Below are 20434 nucleotides of genomic sequence, written 5' to 3'. Positions count from 1 at the left end.
GCCCTGACCCCGCGTGCTTTACCGGCATGTGGCACGCGTCCCGGACGCGGCTCACGCCGGCAAGGCCACCAGGAATGCGTGAATCCACCGCCGGATCCGGCGGTGGATTCACGAGGCGGGGTGGACGTGCGTCAGCTGCGACGACGCGCGGTGCGCTGCATGCTGCGCATCTTGGCGTTCGCGGGCAGCGGGCCCTTCGGCATACCGGGGCCGGGGGCCTTGCTGCTGAGGGCGGACAGACGGCCCTCGAGGGTATCCATGCGCTTGCGGTCGATGTTGTTGGGCAACTTGTTGAGGTGCCGCTCGAGCTTCGACAGCGGGACCTGGCCCTCCTCGTTGCCGACGACGACCTCGTAGATCGGGGTGTCGCCGACGACGCGCGCGACCTTCTTCTTCTCCTGCGCGAGAAGCTGCTTGGCGCGGTTCGGGTTGCCCTCGGCGACGAGGATCACACCCGGCTTGCCGATGACGCGGTGCACGGCGTCGAGGTGGGTGGTGCCGACGACCGCCTGCTTCACACGCCACTGGCCGCGCATGTTGCCCAGCGCCCAGCCGGCGGCGCCGGGCTGGCCCTCGGCCTTGGAGTAGACGTTCTTCTGCACGCGGCGTCCGAAGATGATGAACGAGCCGAGGGCGCCGAGCACCACGCCGAGCGGGATCAGCAGCCACGGCGAGCCGATCAGGAATCCGAGCACGACGAAGACGGCCACCATCAGCACGAACACACCCGCCATGTAGGGGATGAGCCGCTTGTCTTCCTTGCGCTGCATCTGGAAGGCCTGCCACAACTGTTGGCGGCGTTCCTTGGATGCCGCCTTGCGGGCCTGCTTCTTCGCGGCCTTCTCTTCTTTGCTGACCGACTGCGCCTTTGCCATAGGGGCCAGTTTACGTCCGACGCCGGAACGTCCCGACGTCGCGGTCGGCCGAGGAGAACGGCCGATCAGCGGCCGAGGCGCGTCATGAGGCTCGACGCCTCCTGGGCGGCAGATCCCTCGGACGCGAGATGCGCCAGGGCAGGGGAGATCTCGCGGCCGTGATGGGCCATCGCCTGCGCGTACAGGCGGCCGGCACGGTAGGACGACCGCACCAGCGGGCCGGCCATCACACCGGCGAACCCGACCTCCTGGGCGAACTCGGAGTGATCGACGAACTCCTCCGGCTTCACCCAGCGCTCGACCGGATGGTGGCGCGGCGACGGGCGCAGGTACTGGGTGATCGTCAGGATGTCGCAGCCGGCCTCGTGCAGGTCGACGATCGCCGACTGGACTTCTTCGGGGGTCTCGCCCATGCCGAGGATGAGGTTCGACTTGGTGACCAGCCCGAAATCGCGAGCCGCGCGGATCACGTCGAGCGACCGCTCGTAGCGGAAGGCAGGACGGATGCGCTTGAAGATGCGGGGCACGGTCTCGAGGTTGTGTGCGAGCACCTCGGGGCGGGCCTCGAACACCTCGGCCAGCAGGTCGGGCTTGGCGTGGAAGTCCGGGATGAGGTTCTCCACGCCGGTGCCCGGATTGAGCTCGTGGATGGCGCGGACGGTCTCGGCGTACAGCCAGGCGCCCTCGTCGGGCAGGTCGTCGCGCGCGACGCCGGTGATCGTCGAGTACCGCAGGCCCATCGCGCGGACGCTCTCGGCGACGCGGCGCGGCTCGTCACGGTCGAGTTCGGCGGGCTTGCCGGTGTCGATCTGGCAGAAGTCGCAGCGCCGGGTGCACTGCTCGCCGCCGATCAGGAACGTCGCCTCGCGGTCTTCCCAGCACTCGTAGATATTGGGGCAGCCGGCCTCTTCGCAGACGGTGTGCAGCCCCTCGCGCTTGACGAGTCCCTTGAGTTCGGTGAACTCGGGGCCCATCGTGGCGCGGGTCTTGATCCAGCTGGGCTTGCGCTCGATCGGCGTCTGCGCGTTGCGCACCTCGAGGCGGAGCAGCTTGCGTCCGTCGGGCGCGGTCGGGGTGGTCTTGTTCGGTGCGTGATCCGAGGCCGGGGGTGTGGCGTCGGCGGCACCGGGTCCGGGGGTGAGTGGGGACGCGGTCACCGCACCGATCCTACGCGCGTGGATGCGGGGTCATCCGAGCGCGGGGAGGGGGTCTCCCGCGGCGCGTCGAGCGCCTCTCGCACCGCCGCCTCCACCGGGTCGAGGAACTCCTCGACCGACAGCGGGCGACCGAGTTCGCGGGCCAGGGAGGTGACGCCGGCGTCGGCGATCCCGCACGGCACGATGGCGTCGAACGCCGACATGTCCGGGTCGATGTTGAGGGCGAAACCGTGCAGCGCGACGCCGCGCGCCACGCGGATGCCGATCTGACCGAGCTTGCGCTCGCCGGCGTCGTCGCTGATCCAGACCCCGGAACGTCCCTCGACGCGGCCGGTGGTGACGCCCGCGCCGGCGCAGACGCCGATCAGGGCCTCTTCGAGTCGACGCACGTACTCGACGACGTCGAGCGGCTCGGCGAGCTTGACGATCGGGTAGCCGACGAGCTGGCCTGGACCGTGCCAGGTGATCCGCCCGCCGCGGTCGACGTCGATGACGGGAGCGCCGTTGGTGGGCCGGTCGGAGTCCTCCGTGCGCTTGCCGGCCGTGTAGATCGACGGGTGCTCGAGGAGGAGCAGCAGATCGTGGTCGAGAGTGCCGTCGGCACGTTCGCCGGCGAGTCGGTGCTGCAGGTCGTAGGTGTCGCGGTAGTCCACGGTGCCGAGGCGCCGCACCTCGATCGGCGCGGCGTCGGCCCGGACGGAACGTCTGGTCATGACGAGGGCTTGGTGATGTAGTCGAGAGCCCGGCGGATGTCGGGGTGCTCGAAGGTGAATCCGTGCTCGGTGAGCACACGCGGCTCGACGCGCTGGGAGAACAGGATCATCTCCTCGGCCATCTCCCCGCCGAAGGTGCGCGCCAGGAACTCGGGCACCCGCATCACGGCCGGGCGGTGCACCGCCTTGCCGAGCGCCTTGCAGAACTCGGCGAACGGCAGGGCGCCGGGGGAGGCGAGGTTGACCGGCCCGGAGATGTCGGAGTCGAGCAGGAACTCGATGGCGCGCACCTCGTCGATCAGGCTGATCCACGAGAAGTACTGTGCGCCACTGCCGATCGGTCCGCCCAGGCCGAGCTTGAACAGCGGGAGCAGCTTGGCGAGCATGCCGCCGGAGGTGCTGAGCACCGGAGCGGTGCGCAGGAGGACGACCCGGGTGTCGTCACCGGCGTTGGCGGTGGCCGCCTTCTCCCAGTCGATGACCAGTTCGGCGAGGAAGCCCGCGCCGGGCGCGTCGGTCTCGACCGCTGCGCGGGTGCCGGTGTCGCCGTAGTAGCCGGTGGCACTGGCGCTGACGAAGGTCGGGATGCCGTGCTCGCGGACCGCCTCGGCCAGCACCTCGGTCGGGGTGATGCGCGAGTCGCGCAACTCCTGCTTGAAGCGCCCCGTCCAGCGGCCGTTGCCGACGCCGACGCCGCCGAGGGAGACGACCGCGTCGACGCCGTCGAGGGTCTCGGGCGGCAGCCCGATCGTCTCGGGATCCCAGCTGAACTCGTCGTCGTCGAGGGCTTCGCGGCGGACCAGACGGATGACCGTGTGGCCCGCCGCGCGCAGCGAGTTGACGAGGGCGTTACCGATGAGGCCCTGTGAGCCGGCGACGGCGATGCGCATCAGCGTGTCCCGAGTCCCTCGCTTCTCCTCGTGTGCTTACAGTCCCAGATCCGCGGCGAACGACGCCTCTTCGAGACGCTTGCGCACCGTGGTCAGGAAGCGGCCCGCGTCGGCGCCGTCGATGAGGCGGTGATCGTAGGTCAGCGGCAGGTATGCCATCGACCGGATGGCGATCGACTCCGAGCCGTCCTCGTCGGTGACGACGACCGGACGCTTGACGACCGCGCCGGTGCCGAGCATCGCCGCCTGCGGCGGGACGAGGATCGGGGTGTCGAACAGCGCGCCCTGGCTGCCGATGTTGGTGATCGTGAACGTGCCGCCGGCCAGCTCGTCGGGCTTGAGGCCGTTGTTGCGGGCGCGATCGGCGATGTCGGCGATCGCACGTGCCAGGCCGGCCACCGACAGGTCGTCGGCGTTGTGGATCACCGGCGACAGGAGCCCCTGCGGGGTGTCGACGGCGATGCCCAGGTGCACCTTCTCGTAGTAGGTGATCTCCTTGGCGTCTTCGTCGATCGACGCGTTGACGTTCGGATGGACCTTCAGCGCCTCGACGACGGCCTTGGCGATGAACGGCAGGAAGGTCAGGTTGACGCCCTCGGTCGCCTTGAAGTGCTCCTTCGCCGCCTTGCGCAGGGCGACGATCTTGGTCAGGTCGACCTCGTGGACCTGCGTGAGCTGAGCGGACTGCTGCAGCGACTCGCGGGTCTTCTTGGCGGTGATGAGGCGGATGCGGTTGGCCTTCTGCGTGGTGCCGCGCAGCTCGGCGAGTTCCGGACGGATCTCCGGCGACGCAGAGGCGGCGGCCGGCGCGGAAGACGCTGCCGCAGCGGGCTTCTCGGCCGGGGCGGCGGCGGGTGCCTTGGCGGCCTCGGCGGCGGCCAGCACGTCCTGCTTGCGGATGCGGCCGCCGACGCCGGTGCCCTTGATGGTGTTCAGGTCGATGTTGTGCTCGGCGGCGAGCTTGCGCACCAGCGGGGTGACGTACGGCGTCGACTCGACGGTCGGCGGGTCGGTCTTCGCCGGGGCCTCGGCCTTCGGCTCCGGCTTGGGCTCGGGCTTGGGTTCCGGCTTCGGCTCTTCCTTGGCCGCGGGCTCCGGTTCGGGCTCGGGGGCCTTCTCGGCCGGCGCGGCGGAGGCGTCGCCGATGACGGCCAGCTTGCCGCCCACCTCGACGACGTCGTCCTCCTGGGCCAGGATCTCCAGCAGGGTGCCGGCGACCGGCGACGGGATCTCGGTGTCGACCTTGTCGGTGGAGACCTCGAGGAGCGGCTCGTCGGCGGCGACCTCGTCGCCGACCTGCTTGAGCCAGTTGGTCACGGTGCCCTCGGTGACGGACTCGCCGAGTTCGGGCATGAGCACCTCGGTGCCCTCGGCCGAACCCGAACCGGTGGCCGCGGTGGGCTTCTCGGCGGGGGCCTCTTCCTCGGTGGAGGGCTCGGCGGCGGCCTCTTCGGGCTCGGGCTCGGGGGCGGCCTCGGTGGGGGCGTCGCCGCCGGCGGAGTCGTCGGAGCCGGACGCGGCCTCGTCGGCGTCGCCGATCAGGGCGAGCTCACCACCGACCTCGACGACGTCGTCCTCCTGGGCGATGATCTTCACCAGCACACCGGAGGTGGGGGCCGGGATCTCCGTGTCGACCTTGTCGGTCGACACCTCCAGCAAGGGCTCGTCGGCCTCGACGGTGTCGCCCTCCTCCTTCAGCCACCGGGTGACTGTCCCCTCGGTGACACTTTCACCAAGGGCGGGCATCTGGACGGAGAAGGCCATCGTTGTGAACTCCTGAACTCGACGTGGTGGTCTGTAGGTCTACGGCCCGTCGGTGTGTGCGCCGGGGGCACAGGGTCTTGGGGAGCGGTCGGGGTAACCGCCGAGATGGGTGGCGGGTCAGCCACTCATCCCCGCGGATCACCCTACCCGCACGGCGGTCGTACGACTCGATTCGGCTCGTACTCGGCGGTAACCATTTCTGGGCGATGCGCTGCCGCGCCCATGCGCCGGCGCGGATCGCGCGCGGCGCATCGGCGGGCGGGGTCAGCCGTTGGCGGCGATGTCCTCGAGGACGGCCGCGATCGTCCGGACCGGAACGCCCGTGCCGCCCTTGGGCGTGTACCCCCACGGGCCGCCGGTGTTGAACGCCGGTCCGGCGATGTCGATGTGGGCCCATTCCACGCCGTCGGCGACGAACTCCTTCAGGAAGATGCCCGCGGCGAGCATCCCGCCCCACCGGTGCGGCGTGACGTTCGCCAGGTCGGCGACGCGCGACTTGAGATCGGCGCGCAGCTCGGCCGGCAGCGGCATCGCCCAGGCGTTCTCGCCGACATCCGCCGACCGGGCGGCGACTCGGTCGCGGAACTCCTCGGTGCCCATCACGCCCGGGGTCCGGGTGCCCAACGCCACCATCTGCGCGCCGGTGAGCGTCGCGGTGTCGATCAGGTAGTCGGGCTCGTCCTCGCAGGCGCGGACGATCGCGTCGGCGAGGATCAGGCGGCCCTCGGCGTCGGTGTTGAGGACCTCGACGGTCGTGCCGCCGTACTGGATGAGGACGTCGCCCGGGCGCTGCGCGGTACCCGACGGCATGTTCTCGGCCATCGGCACGGTCGCGGTGACCGACACGTCCAGGTCGAGGCGCGCGGCCAGGATCGTCGCGGCGATGACCGCGGCGGCACCGCCCATGTCCGAGGTCATCTGGTCCATGTTGGCCGCCGGCTTGATGGAGATGCCGCCGGTGTCGAAGGTGATGCCCTTGCCGACGAGGGCGACCTTCTTCGAGCCCTTCTTGGCGTCGTGGGTGAGCCGCACCAAGCGGGGCAGGCGCGACGAGCCCTTGCCGACGCCGACGATGCCGCCGAAGCCCTTCGCCTCGAGCTCCTTGTCGTCGAGGATCTCCACCGACAGCCCGGCCTTCGACGCCAGCGCGCGGGCACGGGCGGCGAACTCCTCCGGGTAGAGGTGGCTCGGCGGGGTGTTGACGAAGTCGCGGGCGATGGCGACCGAGTCGGCGACGGCGACCGCCCGGTCGAGCTCGGCCTTGGCCTCCTTGGACTTCGACTCGACGATCAGCGTGAAGTGTTGCGGCGGGGTCTTCTTCGGCTTCGACGACTCGGAGCGGAACTCGTCGAAGCGGTAGGCGCCGAGGAACAGGCCCTCGACGGTGGCGCCGAGGTCCACCGACGACAGCGTGGTGGCCGCGGACTCGATGCCGTCGAGTTCGCGGGCGACGATGCCGGCGGCCTGGCGAACCTTCTCGGCGTCGTCGAGGTCGTCGGGCGAGCCGAGGCCGACGGCGACGACGAGGTCCACGGGCAGGGACTCGGGTGCGGGGACCTTCAGGACCTCGCCGTGCGACCCGCTCGCGCCCAGGGCGGTCACGGCCGCGGAGATCGCGGCCGCCTGTGCGTCGTCGAGAAGGCCCTCGCCGATGGCCAGGGTGGGTTCGGCGGAGGCGTCGTCCTTCTTCTCGGTCTTCTCGTCGTCGGCCTCCGGCGGCGAGACCAGGCCGATGACGAGCGCGGTGTCGCCCTTGGCGATCGAGGTGGACAGGTCGAATTCTGGGCCGCGTACGCGGTCGACGGTGTCGTTCTTGCTCACCCGGTCAACTCTGCCACAGCAGACGGTGCCCGTACGGGGACTGCGGGAGGCGGTCCGCAGGTCGCGGGCGCGCCCGTTAGCGTAGAGCCCATGAGCGAACTCCTTGCCGGCCCGATCGCAGACCGTCACGCCGCACTCGGTGCGACCTTCGCCGAATTCGGCGGATGGAACATGCCGGTGTCCTACGCGGGCACCGTCGCCGAACACACCGCCGTCCGCGAGGCGGTGGCGATCTTCGACGTCAGCCACCTCGGCAAGGCGCTGGTCTCCGGTCCCGGTGCCGCGGAGTTCGTGAACTCGACCCTCACCAACGACCTGCGCAAGATCGCCCCCGGCAAGGCGCAGTACACCCTGTGCTGCAACGAGAGCGGCGGGGTCGTCGACGACCTGATCGCCTACCTCGTCGGTGACGACGAGGTCTACCTGGTGCCCAACGCGGCCAACACGGCGACGGTCGTGGCGAAGTTGAAAGAGGTTGCGCCCGAAGGTATCTCGGTGGTCGACCAGCATCGCGAGTTCGCGGTGTTCGCGGTGCAGGGGCCGCGCTCGCCCGAGGTCCTCGCCGGACTCGGCCTGCCCGCCGACATCGAGTACATGGCCTTCGCCGACGCCGAGCTGTCCACCGCCGACGGGCCCAAGCCGGTCCGCGTGTGTCGCACCGGCTACACCGGCGAACGCGGCTACGAGGTCCTGCCCCGGTGGGACGACGCCGGCGCCGTCTTCGACACGCTGTACGAGGCGGTCGCCGCCGCGGGCGGCCAGGCGGCCGGTCTCGGTGCCCGCGACACCCTGCGCACCGAGATGGGATACGCGCTGCACGGGCACGAGCTGAGCCCGGAGATCTCGCCGGTGCAGGCGCGGTCGAGCTGGGCCGTCGGTTGGGACAAGCCGTCGTTCTTCGGGCGCGACGCGCTGCTGGCGGAGAAGGAGAACGGGCCGGCCCGTCGCCTGTACGGACTGAAGGCCGTCGGACGCGGCGTGCCGCGTGCCGGCTGCGCGGTCCGGCTGGGCGACACCGTGATCGGGGAGTGCACGTCGGGGACCTTCTCGCCGACGCTGAAGCAGGGCATCGCGCTCGCGCTCCTCGACACCGCGTCGGGTGTGAAGAAGGGCGACGAGGTCGTGATCGACGTGCGCGGGCGGGATCTGCCGTGCGAGGTGGTCATCCCCCCGTTCGTGCCCTCGCACGTGTAGCGAAAGTCCTTGGGCCGTCCGGAATAGGGCCGGAATGCCCCATGGGCGCGTAAACGCGGTTGTACCCGGCGGTACGATGGACCCCATGACCTTGGAGTTCAAGCGTACCGAGCATCCCCATCCGGTTTCGGAGAACCAGCGTGCGGAAATCCTGGCCGCACCCGGCTTCGGCCGTCACTTCACCGACAACATGGTGATGATCGACTACGCCCACGACAAGGGTTGGTACAACGCGCAGGTACGCCCCTACGGGCCGATCGCGCTGGACCCGTCGGCGATGGTGCTCCACTACGGTCAGGAGATCTTCGAGGGCCTCAAGGCCTACCGTCAGCCCGACGGCTCGATCGCCGCGTTCCGCCCCGAGGCCAACGCCGAGCGTCTGCAGCGCAGCGCCGAGCGTCTCGCGATGCCGCCGCTGCCGACCGAGGACTTCATCGCCTCGCTCAAGGCGCTCCTCGAGGCCGACCACGAGTGGGTCCCGCCGTCAGGCGGCGAGGAGTCGCTCTACCTGCGGCCGTTCATGTTCGCCTCGCAGGCCGGCCTCGGCGTCAACGCTCCGTCGACGGAGTACATCTACGCCGTGATCGCCTCGCCGGCCGGTGCGTACTTCTCCGGCGGCATCAAGCCGGTCAGCGTGTGGCTGTCCACCGAGTACGTGCGGGCGGCCCCGGGCGGCACCGGCTTCGCCAAGTGCGGCGGCAACTACGCCGCGGCCTTCCTCGCGCAGCGCCAGGCCACCGAGCAGGGCTGCGACCAGGTGGTCTGGCTCGACGCGATCGAGCGCCGCTACATCGAGGAGATGGGCGGCATGAACCTGTTCTTCGTGTTCGGCTCCGGCGCCGACGCCCGCCTGGTGACCCCCGAGCTGTCGGGGTCGCTGCTGCCGGGCATCACCCGCGACTCGCTGCTGACGCTGGCCACCGACGCCGGCTTCGCGGTCGAGGAGCGCAAGATCAGCACCGACGAGCTGCGCAAGGGCGTCGCGTCCGGTGACATCACCGAGGTCTTCGCGTGTGGCACCGCCGCCGTGATCACCCCGGTCGGCCGCGTCAAGGGCGTCGACGAGGACTACACGATCAACGACGGAAAGACCGGCGAGGTCACGCAGGCGCTGCGCGACACGCTCACCGGCATCCAGCGCGGCACCTTCGCCGACACCCACGGGTGGATGACGGAGCTCTACCGCCCGTAAGGGAACACTCTCGCGTTCTGGCGTCACGGTCTCACGATCGTGACGCCAGAGCCGTTTTCGGGGAAGGTCGCCCGGCCGGAGGTCAGAGCAGCAGGCCGACGACGGCGATCGCGACGCAGAGCTCGATGGTCGCGCCGAGGACGTCACCGGTGACGCCGCCCATGCGCCGGGCGCAGTGGCGGGTGAAGAGCAGGCCGAATCCGGCGACGGCCGCCAGGACGAGCCAGCCCTGCACCAGCGCGGTCACGTCGGCACCGTCGCCGTCCCAGCCCATCGGCAGCGTCGCGACGGCGAACACCGCGAGCCACACCGGGATCGAGGTCTGCTGCGTGCCCGCGGCGAGGGCGCCGAAGCCGTCGGGGTGAGCCGGACCCAGCGCGCGGCGGGCACCGATGACGGCGCCCAGGCGCCCCAGGGCGACAGCGAAAGCGAGCTCGTACCAACGTGATCCGGCGGCGAGACCGGCGATCCCCGTGGCCTGCACCCCGAGCGTGAGGACCAGCGTGGCGACACCGAACGGTCCGACGGTCCCGCTGCGCATCACCTCGGCGACCCGGTCGGGCGGTCCGTAACAACCCAGTCCGTCGGCGGTGTCGGCGAGACCGTCGAGATGCATGCCGCGGGTGAGCAATGCCAGGGCGGCGACGACCAGCACGCCGATCAGCGCGATCGGCAGACCGGTGTGCCCCAGCCCGTAGGCGATCCCGGCCGCAGCCGCCCCGAGGAGCGCGCCGACGACGGGCAGCGCGGCGAGCACCGCCCCGCCCAGTTCGCGGTCGGGGGTCTCCTCACCGCCGGCGCCCACGGGAACGACGGTCATCCAACCGAGCGCCGTCCGGACGGCCCGCACCGGTGAGATCATCGCCGTGCCGTCCGGTGACTCAGGGGATCTCGACGTCGGCGGGGGAGTCGTCGCGACCGGCGACACCGGCCTCGTCGAAGGTCGCCATCGAGGTCATGATGTCCACCGCTGACTGCACGATCGGCAGCGCCAGGACCGCGCCGCTGCCCTCGCCGAGACGCATGGACATCTCCAGGACGGGTTTCAGGTCGAGATGGTCGAGGGCGATCTGATGGGCCGGCTCCACCGACCGGTGGCCGGCGATCCACCAGCGCGTCGCGCCCGGGGCGAGCGCGTCGGCGACCATCGCCGCGGCCGTGATCACCAGACCGTCGAGGATCACCGGCGTCCGGCGCACCGCCGCCTGCGCGAGGAAGCCCGCGACGGCGGTGAGGTCGGCACCGCCGACCGCCGCGAGCAGGGCCAGCGGATCGTGCACCACCTTGCGGGCGCGCCGCATGCCGTCGCGGATCGCCGCCGTCTTGCGCATCCACCCGTGGTCGTCGACACCCGTTCCGCGGCCGACGATCTCGACGGGCTCCCGCCGGGTCAGGGCGCCGACGAGGACCGTCGCCGGGGTGGTGTTGCCGATGCCCATCTCGCCGGCGATCAGCAGGTCGCTGCCCGAGTCGACGAGACGGTCGGCGATGGCGCGCCCGGCGGCCAGCGCCGCACGGGCCTCGGCGATCGTGATCGCGTCGGTCGTGCGCAGGTCCTCGCTGGAGCGGCGGACCTTGTAGGTCGACAGGTGTGGGGCGGTGTCGGCGTCGACCGACATGTCGACGACCGTCACCGAGGCGCCGGCCCGTGCCGCGAGCACGTTGACCGCGGCGCCGCCGTGCTCGATGTTGGCGACCATCTGCGCGGTGACCTCGGGCGGGAAGGCCGAGACGCCGCCGCGGGCGACGCCGTGGTCACCGGCGAAGACCACGACGGCCGGCTTGACGATCGGCGCCGGCGGGCACTGTCCCTGGCACGCGGCGATCCACACGCCGATCTCCTCGAGACGCCCCAGTGAGCCCGGCGGCTTGGTCAGCGAGTTCTGCCGTTCCCGCGCGGTGAACGCGACCGCCTCGTCGGGCGGCGTGACGGCGGGGAAGATCTCCGCGTCCGTGGGGTCGGGGAGGTCGGAGGCGTCGGCGGCGACCGGGGTGGCCGCGACCCGGGTCCTGGCGGCCGGGGGGCCGGCCGTGCCGGGAGCGGGCGTGGCCGCTATCGCGGTCTCGGGGGCGTTCGCCGGGGCTTCCTCGGCCTGGTTGTTCGATGTCTGGTCGTTCGATGTCCGGTCGTTCGGGGCCTGCTCGGCGGCTGTCGGCGGAACCGGCGACGCGTCGAACTCGCCGCGCGGAAGGTCGAGGACGCGCCCGGCGATCACCAGCGACACCCGGTCGCAGGCCTGCGCGACGGCGGCGTTCAGCGTGCCCAGCAGATCCTGGAAGAGTCGTCCGGCCGGGGTCGACGACACCAGCGACAGGCCGACCTCGGAACTGATGACCACGGTGTCGGCGTTCATGCCGCGCAACGCATCACACAGGTCGGCGATCTCGGGGTCGAGGTCGACGTCACCGGACTCCCACCCGCCGAGCGCATCGACCCGCGCGGTCAGCCAGCTGCCGAGGTCGTCGACGATCACCGGGATGTCGGGGGCGGCGCGGAGCTCGCCGGCGAGGTCGGTGGTCTCGATCGTGATGTGACGATCGTCGCGGCGCTCCCGGTGGGCGGCGATCCGGGCCAGCCACTCGGCGTCGGTCGACGTCCGCGACCCGGTCGCCAGATAGCGGACCTGCCGGTGCGAGCCCAACAGCGACTCGCCGTACGCCGATTTACCCGACCGCACACCACCGAGAACGAGCGTGCGCACAGCGCGACCGGTCATGGATCAGACTTCGTCGCCGTGCGAGACCATCGGCCGCGGGGCCCGCATCTTCCGCAGCTGCATGGCGCGGGTGAACGAGTACCAGCCGAGCTTGAAACCACCGTCTGCGGTGTCCGGGAAGCGTTCGGCCACACGACGATTCACGATCCGGCCGAGGATGATGCCGTCGATCGCCATCAGGACGACGAAGGCCAGGAGCAGCAGGTTGGTGATCGCCGCGAGCTGGGGCACCAGGAACATCAGCACGATCAGCACGATGGCGAACGGCATGAACAGGCCCGCGAAGTTGCGCCGGGAATCGACGATGTCGCGGGCGTAGCGGCGCACGGGACCCTTGTCGCGGGGCATGAGGAAGGCCTCGTCGCCCTCCATCATCCGCTCGCGCTGCTCGAGGCGCTTGGCACGACGCTCGGCGGCCAGCGCCTTCTTCTCCTCCTTGGAGAGGGTCGACTTGAGTTCCTTGCGGCGCGCGCGGGCCTCGGCGCGGGTCGTCGGCGGCGGCGGCACCGGACCGCGGCGACGGTTCTCCGCCTCGCGGCGCTTGGGCGTCGGGCGTCCCTTGCCGGGGGTGTACTTGCTGCCCTTCTTGGTCGTGGAGGTCTCCTCGGCCGACGTGTCGGTCGATTCGTTCTCCTTCGCAAGGGACACCGAGCCGTCGCCGGATTCCGCCGGCGACTCGTCCTTCTTCCATGGCAGCTTCACGACTACGAGACTAGGGGATGCCGATCGCGGTCGAATCGCGTGGTCGTCGCTTTCCGGGGGACGGTCGGCGGACCGATCGCTCACCCTGCCGGGTGCCGGTGGCGCTCCTATACTTCGAGGTCTGAACCGGGGTCGGCGGCGCTTGCCCACCGCGCCCCTCGATCGGCGAGGAGGCCGGGGTGCATGTCCTGATCGCGCCGGATTCCTTCGGCGACACCATGTCCGCGGTGGCGGCCGCGCAGGCGATCGCCCGTGGCTGGGGATCGGCACGACCGTCGGACGTCCTGGTGACCGCGCCGCAGTCCGACGGCGGGCCGGGCTTCGTCGACGTGCTGGCATCGAGGTTCGGCACCGTCGTCACCGAGGACGTGCACGGTCCGCTCGGCGCCGGGGTCACCGCTCGCTGGCTCCACGACGCGGATTCGGCGACCGCCTACGTCGAGTGCGCCCAGGCCTGCGGACTCCACCAGCTCGGCGGCCGGCCCACCCCGCGCACCGCGGTCTCGGCGACCACCCACGGGGTGGGGGAGCTCGTGCGGGCCGCGGTGGCGGCGGGCGCCCGACGCCTCGTGGTGGGCCTCGGCGGCAGCGCGACCACCGACGGCGGTGCCGGCCTCGTGGACGCACTCGGGGGGCCGGAGGCGGCGGCGCGGCTCGTGCGCGACGTCGAGATCGTCGTCGCGTCGGATGTGGAGAACCCGCTGCTGGGCCCGCTCGGCGCCGCGGCGGTGTTCGGTCCGCAGAAGGGTGCCGACCCGGACACCGTCGAACTCCTGGAGAGGCGATTGGCCGAGTGGGCGTCGGTGCTGAGCGGGATCGCGGGCCGCGACATCACCGGCGATGCCGGTGCCGGTGCCGCGGGAGGCCTCGGCGCCGCACTCATCGCCCTCGGCGGGACGCGGGTGTCGGGCGCGACCGTCGTCGCCGAGGCGACCGGGCTGGAGGCCGAGGTCGCGGCGTCGGACCTGGTCGTCACCGGAGAGGGGAAATTCGACTCCCAGACCCTGCGGGGCAAGGTGGTCTCGGCGCTGCACTCGCTGGCGAAGACCGTCGGGGCGGGCGGCGCGGGGGCGACGACCCTGGTGCTGGCCGGGCAGGTGACCCTCACGCCGGAGGAGATCGCCGCGGCAGGCATCGCCGGGGCCCACGCGATCGTCGACGTCGCCGGCTCTGTGGAGGTCGCGATGAAGGATGCGGAGAACCAGCTCGGAAGGCTCGCGGCCGGGGTGGCGGCGTCGATGGGGGACTGACCGGCGCCACGGCGGTCCCGGTTCCTGAGCCGGGAGCGCCGGGACCAGCGGCCCGACGTCGGCAAACCCTGGAGCGAATGGGCGGGAATACCGCGTCGAGGGGTACGGTTGTAGTCACGGGCACAACCGGTCGACCTCCCGGCGAACGGTGCGTGTCTCCTCGCTTCGGGCACCACGCCGAGGCGCTGGGACGAGCCCATCCCGGGACCACACCACAACAGGAGCATCTATGACCGTGCAGAACGAAACGGGTACTGCCACCGGCGTCATCCTCACCGACGCAGCCGCCGCCAAGGCGAAGGCACTGCTCGATCAGGAGGGTCGCGACGACCTGGCACTGCGTATCGCCGTGCAGCCCGGTGGATGTGCCGGCCTGCGCTACCAGCTGTTCTTCGACGACCGCACCCTCGACGGTGACCTCACCGCCGACTTCGGCGGCGTCACGCTGGCCGTCGACCGCATGAGCGCCCCGTACGTGCAGGGCGCGACGATCGACTTCGTCGACACCATCGAGAAGCAGGGTTTCACCATCGACAACCCGAACGCGACGGGCAGCTGCGCCTGCGGCGACTCGTTCAACTGAGTTTCTCCCTCACGACGGCCTCGCGCCGTCGACCGTCAACCGGCCGCGTCCCACCTCGGGACGCGGCCGGTGTCGTCTGGCGGGACCGGTTGGGTAGCGTGGACAGCTGTCCGTCCCACCACCTGAAGGGCTGAGAGCGCCAGTGGCAATCGTTGTATGCGGGTCCATCGCAACCGACCATCTGATGAAGTTCCCCGGGAAGTTCTCCGAGCAGTTCCTCGGGGACCAGCTCGAACACATCTCCCTGAGCTTCCTGGTGGAGGATCTCGTCGTCCGCCGCGGCGGCGTCGGCGGCAACATCTGCTACGCCCTCGGCCAGCTCGGCGGCAAGCCGGTCCTCGTCGGCGCCGTCGGCGCGGACTTCGCCGAATACCGTCAGTGGCTCGAGTCCAACGGCGTCGACTGCCGCGGCGTCCGAGTGTCGGAGACCCAGCACACCGCCCGCTTCATGTGCACCACCGACACGACGATGGCCCAGCTCGCCTCGTTCTACCCGGGTGCGATGAGCGAGAGCCGCGACATCCGGCTCGCCGACGTCATCGCCGAGACCGGCGACCCCGACCTCGTGCTCATCGGCGCCGACGACCCCGACGCGATGATCGGGCACACGCAGGCCTGCCGTGCCGCGGGCATCCCGTTCGCGGCCGACCCCAGCCAGCAGCTCGCCCGTCTCGACGGCGAGCAGGCCCGTGCGCTCATCGAGGGCGCGACCTACCTGTTCACCAACGAATACGAGTGGGGCCTGCTCCGCCAGAAGACCGGGTTGTCCGAGGCCCAGGTCGCCGAACTGGTCGGCACCCGCATCACCACCCTGGGCAAGGACGGCGTCGAGATCGTCGACCGCGAGGGCACCCGGATTCACGTCGGCGTCGTGCCGGAGAAGGAGAAGGTCGACCCGACCGGCGTCGGCGACGGCTTCCGCGCCGGCTTCCTGTCGGCTTTGACGAAGGGACTGTCCTACGAGCGCGCCGCGCAGGTCGGTTCGATGGTCGCGGTGCTGGTTCTCGAGACCGTGTCGACGCAGGACTGGTCGTGGGACCTCGACGAGGCGCTGTCCCGCATCGAGGGCGCCTACGGCGTCGAGGCCGCGGCGGAGATCAAGGCCGCGTTCTGATCCGAACCCACCGAACGGGTGGCATGTGCCCCGGCGTCCGACCGGGGCCCGTGCCACCCGTTTTCCGTCGTCCGCCGGGTGCGACGCCGGTGACCGGCCTGACATTGCCGGGTGGAGCGGCGATGTGCCAACGTGGAGCCAGAGTCCGCCCACCTGGACTCCCGGACGAGGGGTGCCGTACCCGGAACGCGACAAGACGGCCCGAGGAGGTTGTCGTGTCCTGGCTGGTCCTGGTGATCTCCGGTGTTCTCGAAGCGGTGTGGGCCACCGCGCTCGGCAGGTCCGAGGGCTTCACCAAGCTCGTGCCGACGGCGATCTTCTTCGTGGCGCTGGCCGCGAGCATGGGTGGCCTGGCCTACGCGATGCGGGAACTGCCGGTCGGCACCGCATACGCCGTCTGGGTCGGGATCGGTGCGACCCTCACCGTCGTCTACGCCGCGATGACGGGCGAACAGACCCTGTCCGTCGTCAAGGTCCTGTGTCTGGTGATGATCGTCGGCGGGGTGATCGGGCTGAAGCTCGCCCACTGAGTCGCACGAGACGAAACCGCCCCCGGATTCGGTCCTCGGGAGGCCCGCGAACGACGCATCGGCGTCGGCAGGCCTGTGGAGGGCGTCTTCCGGGGGGGTCTCGGCGTGAGGCCGGGCGCTACAGCCGAACCGGGTAGGTGTGGTCGACGATCTGCGGCACGATCGTCCCCTCGACGAAGATGCCGTGCCACAGCATGAAGATCAGGACGGTCCACAGGCGGCGGCTGTTGTCGACCTCGCCCTCGCGGTGCTCCTCGAGCATCTTGATGACCGCGGCCTTGTCGAAGATGTGGTCGGTCTGGCTCTTGGTGATGACGTCGTGCGCCCAGTCGTACATCTCGGTGCCGGCCAGCCAATGCCTGATCGGCACCGGGAAGCCGAGCTTCTTGCGATGCAGCACGTGCGCCGGGACGATCTGCTCGAGCGCCTTGCGCAGCGCGTACTTGGTGGTGCCGTGCGCGATCTTCTCGTCGTGGGGGAGGCGCTCGGCGACCGCGAACACCTCCGGGTCCAGGAACGGCACACGCAACTCGAGGGAGTTGGCCATCGTGATCTTGTCGGCCTTGACCAGGATGTCGCCGCGCAGCCAGGTGAACAGGTCGAGGTGCTGCATGCGCGCCACCGGATCCCAGCCCTCGCTCATCCGGTAGATCGGGGCGGTGACGTCGGTGTGGGTCCACTCCGGCCGGTAGTCGCGCAGGACGGCGCGCAGCCGTGCGTCGTCGAAGCTGCGGGCGTTGCCGTAGTAGCGCTCCTCCAGGGTCAGCGATCCGCGATGCAGCAGGCTCTTTCCGCGGGTGCCCTCCGGGATTCGATCGGAGACCTTGCCGGCCAGGCGGCGCAGGGAGCGGGGGAGACGGTCGAAGGCCGCGAGCGACAGCGGCTCCTTGTAGATGGTGTAGCCGCCGAACAACTCGTCGGCGCCCTCGCCGGACAGCACCACCTTGACGTGCTTGCGGGCCTCGGCCGCGACGAAGTAGAGGGGGACCAGGGCCGGGTCGGCGACGGGGTCGTCGAGGTACCAGACGATCGCCGGCAGGGCCTCGATGAACTCCGACGGGCTGACGACCTTGACGACGTGGCGCGCGCCGATCGCCTCGGCCGACTCCGCCGCGACGTCGATCTCCGAGTACCCCTCGCGCTCGAAGCCGGTGGTGAACGTGATCAGGTCCGGGTTGTGCCGGATCGCCAGGGCGGCGATGGCCGTCGAGTCGATGCCGCCCGACAGGAACGAACCGACGGTCACGTCGGCGCGCATGTGCTTGGCCACCGAGTCGGCCAGCACGTCGGCGATCTCGTCGTACCGCTTCTGCCGCGTCGCGTCGGTGAACGGCTTCACGCCGAACTGCGGGGTGAAGTAGCGCCGCACCGACAGCGGGCTGCCGGGGGTCGCCGTCGCGTGGCACCCGGACTCGAGCCGGCGGATCGACGTGTGGACGGTCTCCGGCTCGGGGACGTACTGCAGCACCGTGTAGTGCTCGATGGCGCGCGGATCGAGCTCCTTGCCGAGCCCGACGCGCTCGATCAGCTCGAGCAGGCTCTTCTTCTCACTGCCGAAGACGAGCCCGCCCGGGCCGGTGGCGACGAACAGCGGCTTGATGCCGAACGGATCGCGCGCCAGGAACAGCGATCGGTTCTCGGTGTCCCAGATGGCGAAGGCGAACATGCCGCGCAACCGCCGGACCGCGTCCGGGCCCCAGTGGTGGAAGGCCGCGACGATGGCCTCGCCGTCGCCCTCGGTGCGGAAGGTCGCGCCCTCGTCGCGGGCGAGTTCCTCGCGGATCTCCAGGTAGTTGTAGATCTCGCCGTTGAAGACCAGGGCGTATCGCTCGGGATTCTCCGGCGGGCCCCACCGCAGGGGCTGGTGGGAGTGCTCGATGTCGATGATCGACAGCCGGTTGAACCCGAAGACGATGTCCTCGTCGTGCCAGGTGCCCGGTTCGTCCGGGCCGCGATGCCGCATGCAGTGCGAGGCCGTCGCCACCGCGTCGACGACCTCGGCGGCCGTCCGGTCGGATGTCAGAAGGCCGAGCAGACCACACACGTTGGCTAGTCCCCAATCTTTTCGCAGGCGAATCGAGTGCCCGGCTCGTCGCCGGGTCGCGTCCGAGTATGCCTGAGCGACCAGCGGGATTCCGATCTGGCGTGCCCTGACACGACCGGATCAAGACCCAATCACGAAAGCTTCCGCCGGTTGGTCTACGCTGCGTAGTACTAGGTGCAAGACTTGGTCGTATGTGTGCGGCCGGTACTTGCCCTGTGCAGGTCATGTGGCATGCACTCACCACGGCGCGAGGGCGCCGGTGAGCGAGCAGGAAGGCGTGAAATTGGCACACGGTGGACGGCCCCGAGCGCGGCGTGTCTCATCTGCGTCGCGGGCGATGAAGCGACTGGGAGTGGTCGCCGCTCTCGGACTCGGCGCTCTGCTGATGTCGGGATGCGACGCCAGTGAGGCGATGCGTTTCGGTTGGCCGGAGGGCATCACGCCCCAGGGCAAGGAGATGGTCGACCTCTGGACCTGGTCGGTCATCGCCGCACTGTTGATGGGCATTCTGGTCTGGGCCCTGATCTTCTGGACCATCACTTTCCATCGGGCGAATGACGCCAAGAAGGGCGTGTTCCCGCGTCAGACCGCGTACAACGTCCCGCTGGAGCTCACCTACACGGCGATCCCGTTCGTGATCATCGCGGTGCTGTTCTACTTCACCGTGATCGTCCAGAACGACGTCGAGGCGAAGAACGACGACTCCAAGGTCGTCGTCGACGTCACCGCATTCCAGTGGAACTGGAAGTTCGGCTACAACAAGGTCATCTTCGACGACGGCACCACCTACAACGGCTTCGAGGCCGACGGCAACCCGTTCCAGCTGCAGGCGCAGCGCGACGGCGAGGTCGAGGCCGAGCCCGAGGTCGAGGGTGAGCACGGCGGCGAGCTGCCCGGTCCCGCCGGCGGTCGCGACGATGACGTCCGCGACTACCTGAAGTTCAACAAGATCGAGACCGTCGGCACCTCGACCGAGATCCCGGTTCTGGTCCTGCCGACCGGCAAGCGCATCGAGTTCGACCTCGCGTCGGGCGACGTGATCCACTCGTTCTGGGTCCCGGAGTTCCTGTACAAGCGCGACGTCCTGCCGTTCCCCAAGGAGAACGCCAGCGACCCGATCTTCCAGATCAGCTCGATCGATCGCACCGGCGCCTTCGTGGGCCGCTGCGCCGAGATGTGCGGCACCTACCACTCGATGATGAACTTCGAGATCCGCGCGGTGTCGCCCGAGGACTTCGAGTCCTACATCCGCTTCCGCCAGGCCAACCCGAAGGCCACCAACGCCGAGGCGCTGCAGGCCATCTGCCAGGTCCCGGGTTCGGTCGTGACGGCTCCGTTCGACACCCGCCGCAAGAGCGACGGCTCGGCGACCGCCACCGGCAACCCGAATGACACGACCCTCCCCAACTGCACCAAGAAGGAGAGCTGACGATGAAGATCGAGGCCCGCATCTTTGAGATGCTCACCGCCTTCTTCGCGCTGGCCGGCGTCGCCTACACCATCTTCACGGTGTTCACCTCCAAGGGCATCGAGTGGGTCGGCGTCGTGGGTCTGTTCTTCGCGGGCGGCCTGACCCTCATCGCCGGCACGTTCTTCCGCTTCGTGTCGCGTCGCGTGGAGATCCGCCCCGAGGACTACGAGGATGCCGAGATCGAGGACGGCGCAGGCGAGCTGGGCTTCTTCAGCCCGCACTCCTGGTGGCCGATCCTGATCGCGCTCGGCGCGGCGATGTTCGCCGTCGGCTTCGCGAGCGCCAACTTCTGGCTCGCGATCTTCGCGGTGGTCGTGATCATGGGCACCGCGGCCGGACTCGTCTTCGAGTACCACGTCGGTCCCGAGAAGCACTGACACACTCTCAGAGCATCAGCGAAAGACGCCCCCACCGTCT

At 70.2% G+C, this 20434-nt stretch carries 18 protein-coding genes and 1 riboswitch; of the genes, 8 read left to right on the top strand and 10 right to left on the bottom strand.

Features of this window, described 5'->3' with window-relative positions; genetic code table 11:
- Window positions 1-131 precede the first annotated feature (131 nt).
- The 6 genes from GP2_RS11470 to GP2_RS11445 form a co-directional block, all read right to left on the bottom strand.
- Window positions 132-875, bottom strand: a complete 744-nt coding sequence (locus GP2_RS11470) for a DUF4191 domain-containing protein (RefSeq protein WP_006900678.1) — start codon at window positions 873-875, stop codon at window positions 132-134.
- A gap of 65 nt (window positions 876-940) precedes the next feature.
- The gene (gene lipA, locus GP2_RS11465; protein WP_006900677.1) at window positions 941-2032 is read right to left on the bottom strand and encodes a lipoyl synthase; all 1092 of its coding nucleotides are present in this window, start codon (window positions 2030-2032) and stop codon (window positions 941-943) included.
- Window positions 2029-2745, bottom strand: coding sequence for a lipoyl(octanoyl) transferase LipB (gene lipB, locus GP2_RS11460; RefSeq protein WP_006900676.1), 717 nt, complete (start codon window positions 2743-2745; stop codon window positions 2029-2031). The genes lipA and lipB overlap by 4 nt, the downstream gene beginning before the upstream one ends.
- Window positions 2742-3635 (bottom strand): TIGR01777 family oxidoreductase, encoded by an 894-nt coding sequence (locus GP2_RS11455; RefSeq protein WP_006900675.1) that lies wholly within the window; start codon window positions 3633-3635, stop codon window positions 2742-2744. Before GP2_RS11455 ends, lipB begins: the two co-directional genes overlap by 4 nt.
- Before the next feature lie 36 nt (window positions 3636-3671).
- Entirely contained in the window at window positions 3672-5399 is a 1728-nt protein-coding gene (sucB, locus tag GP2_RS11450; protein ID WP_006900674.1) for a 2-oxoglutarate dehydrogenase, E2 component, dihydrolipoamide succinyltransferase, read from the bottom strand.
- Between the two features lie 264 nt (window positions 5400-5663).
- Window positions 5664-7220, bottom strand: a complete 1557-nt coding sequence (locus GP2_RS11445; protein ID WP_006900673.1) for a leucyl aminopeptidase — start codon at window positions 7218-7220, stop codon at window positions 5664-5666.
- A gap of 90 nt (window positions 7221-7310) precedes the next feature.
- Between GP2_RS11445 and gcvT the strand changes: the two genes are divergently transcribed.
- Window positions 7311-8414, top strand: a complete 1104-nt coding sequence (gene gcvT / locus GP2_RS11440) for a glycine cleavage system aminomethyltransferase GcvT (RefSeq protein ID WP_006900672.1) — start codon at window positions 7311-7313, stop codon at window positions 8412-8414.
- An 85-nt stretch (window positions 8415-8499) separates the two neighbouring features.
- Window positions 8500-9606, top strand: a complete 1107-nt coding sequence (locus tag GP2_RS11435; RefSeq protein WP_040526832.1) for a branched-chain amino acid aminotransferase — start codon at window positions 8500-8502, stop codon at window positions 9604-9606.
- Between the two features lie 82 nt (window positions 9607-9688).
- Here GP2_RS11435 and GP2_RS11430 read toward each other — a convergent pair whose 3' ends face one another.
- From GP2_RS11430 to GP2_RS11420, 3 genes are read right to left on the bottom strand one after another with little or no spacing between them, the layout of a single operon-like run.
- The gene (locus tag GP2_RS11430) at window positions 9689-10468 is read right to left on the bottom strand and encodes an adenosylcobinamide-GDP ribazoletransferase (RefSeq protein ID WP_006900670.1); all 780 of its coding nucleotides are present in this window, start codon (window positions 10466-10468) and stop codon (window positions 9689-9691) included.
- A gap of 19 nt (window positions 10469-10487) precedes the next feature.
- Window positions 10488-12323, bottom strand: a complete 1836-nt coding sequence (gene cobT / locus GP2_RS11425) for a nicotinate-nucleotide--dimethylbenzimidazole phosphoribosyltransferase (RefSeq protein WP_006900669.1) — start codon at window positions 12321-12323, stop codon at window positions 10488-10490.
- A 3-nt stretch (window positions 12324-12326) separates the two neighbouring features.
- The gene (locus GP2_RS11420) at window positions 12327-13025 is read right to left on the bottom strand and encodes a DUF3043 domain-containing protein (RefSeq protein ID WP_040526831.1); all 699 of its coding nucleotides are present in this window, start codon (window positions 13023-13025) and stop codon (window positions 12327-12329) included.
- Window positions 13026-13204: 179 nt separating this feature from the next.
- Here GP2_RS11420 and GP2_RS11415 point away from each other — a divergent pair, with 179 nt between their 5' ends.
- The 4 genes from GP2_RS11415 (at window position 13205) to GP2_RS11400 (ending at window position 16502) form a co-directional block, all read left to right on the top strand.
- Window positions 13205-14275, top strand: coding sequence for a glycerate kinase family protein (locus GP2_RS11415; protein ID WP_006900667.1), 1071 nt, complete (start codon window positions 13205-13207; stop codon window positions 14273-14275).
- Between the two features lie 229 nt (window positions 14276-14504).
- Window positions 14505-14858 carry a HesB/IscA family protein gene (locus GP2_RS11410; RefSeq protein ID WP_006900666.1) on the top strand — a complete coding sequence of 118 codons (354 nt, stop codon included), beginning with the start codon at window positions 14505-14507 and terminating at the stop codon, window positions 14856-14858.
- A 142-nt stretch (window positions 14859-15000) separates the two neighbouring features.
- Complete coding sequence (locus tag GP2_RS11405) at window positions 15001-15972, top strand: carbohydrate kinase family protein (RefSeq protein WP_217997244.1); 972 nt, start codon at window positions 15001-15003, stop codon at window positions 15970-15972.
- 138 nt (window positions 15973-16110) lie between these two features.
- A riboswitch (guanidine-III (ykkC-III) riboswitch) is annotated at window positions 16111-16178 on the top strand.
- A 9-nt stretch (window positions 16179-16187) separates the two neighbouring features.
- Entirely contained in the window at window positions 16188-16502 is a 315-nt protein-coding gene (locus GP2_RS11400; protein WP_006900664.1) for a DMT family transporter, read from the top strand.
- Window positions 16503-16620: 118 nt separating this feature from the next.
- On the opposite strand, the gene asnB is transcribed toward GP2_RS11400, so the two are convergent.
- Window positions 16621-18546, bottom strand: coding sequence for an asparagine synthase (glutamine-hydrolyzing) (gene asnB / locus GP2_RS11395; protein WP_006900663.1), 1926 nt, complete (start codon window positions 18544-18546; stop codon window positions 16621-16623).
- 337 nt (window positions 18547-18883) lie between these two features.
- Here asnB and ctaC point away from each other — a divergent pair, with 337 nt between their 5' ends.
- Together ctaC and GP2_RS11385 are read left to right on the top strand one after the other, a co-directional pair.
- The gene (gene ctaC / locus GP2_RS11390; RefSeq protein WP_040526830.1) at window positions 18884-19975 is read left to right on the top strand and encodes an aa3-type cytochrome oxidase subunit II; all 1092 of its coding nucleotides are present in this window, start codon (window positions 18884-18886) and stop codon (window positions 19973-19975) included.
- 2 nt (window positions 19976-19977) lie between these two features.
- Entirely contained in the window at window positions 19978-20394 is a 417-nt protein-coding gene (locus tag GP2_RS11385) for a cytochrome c oxidase subunit 4 (protein ID WP_006900661.1), read from the top strand.
- Window positions 20395-20434 lie beyond the last annotated feature (40 nt).

Origin of the sequence: Gordonia paraffinivorans NBRC 108238 (genome assembly GCF_000344155.1) — a bacterium.
Classification (GTDB): domain Bacteria; phylum Actinomycetota; class Actinomycetes; order Mycobacteriales; family Mycobacteriaceae; genus Gordonia; species Gordonia paraffinivorans.
This window is presented reverse-complemented; position numbering and strand designations above follow the sequence as displayed.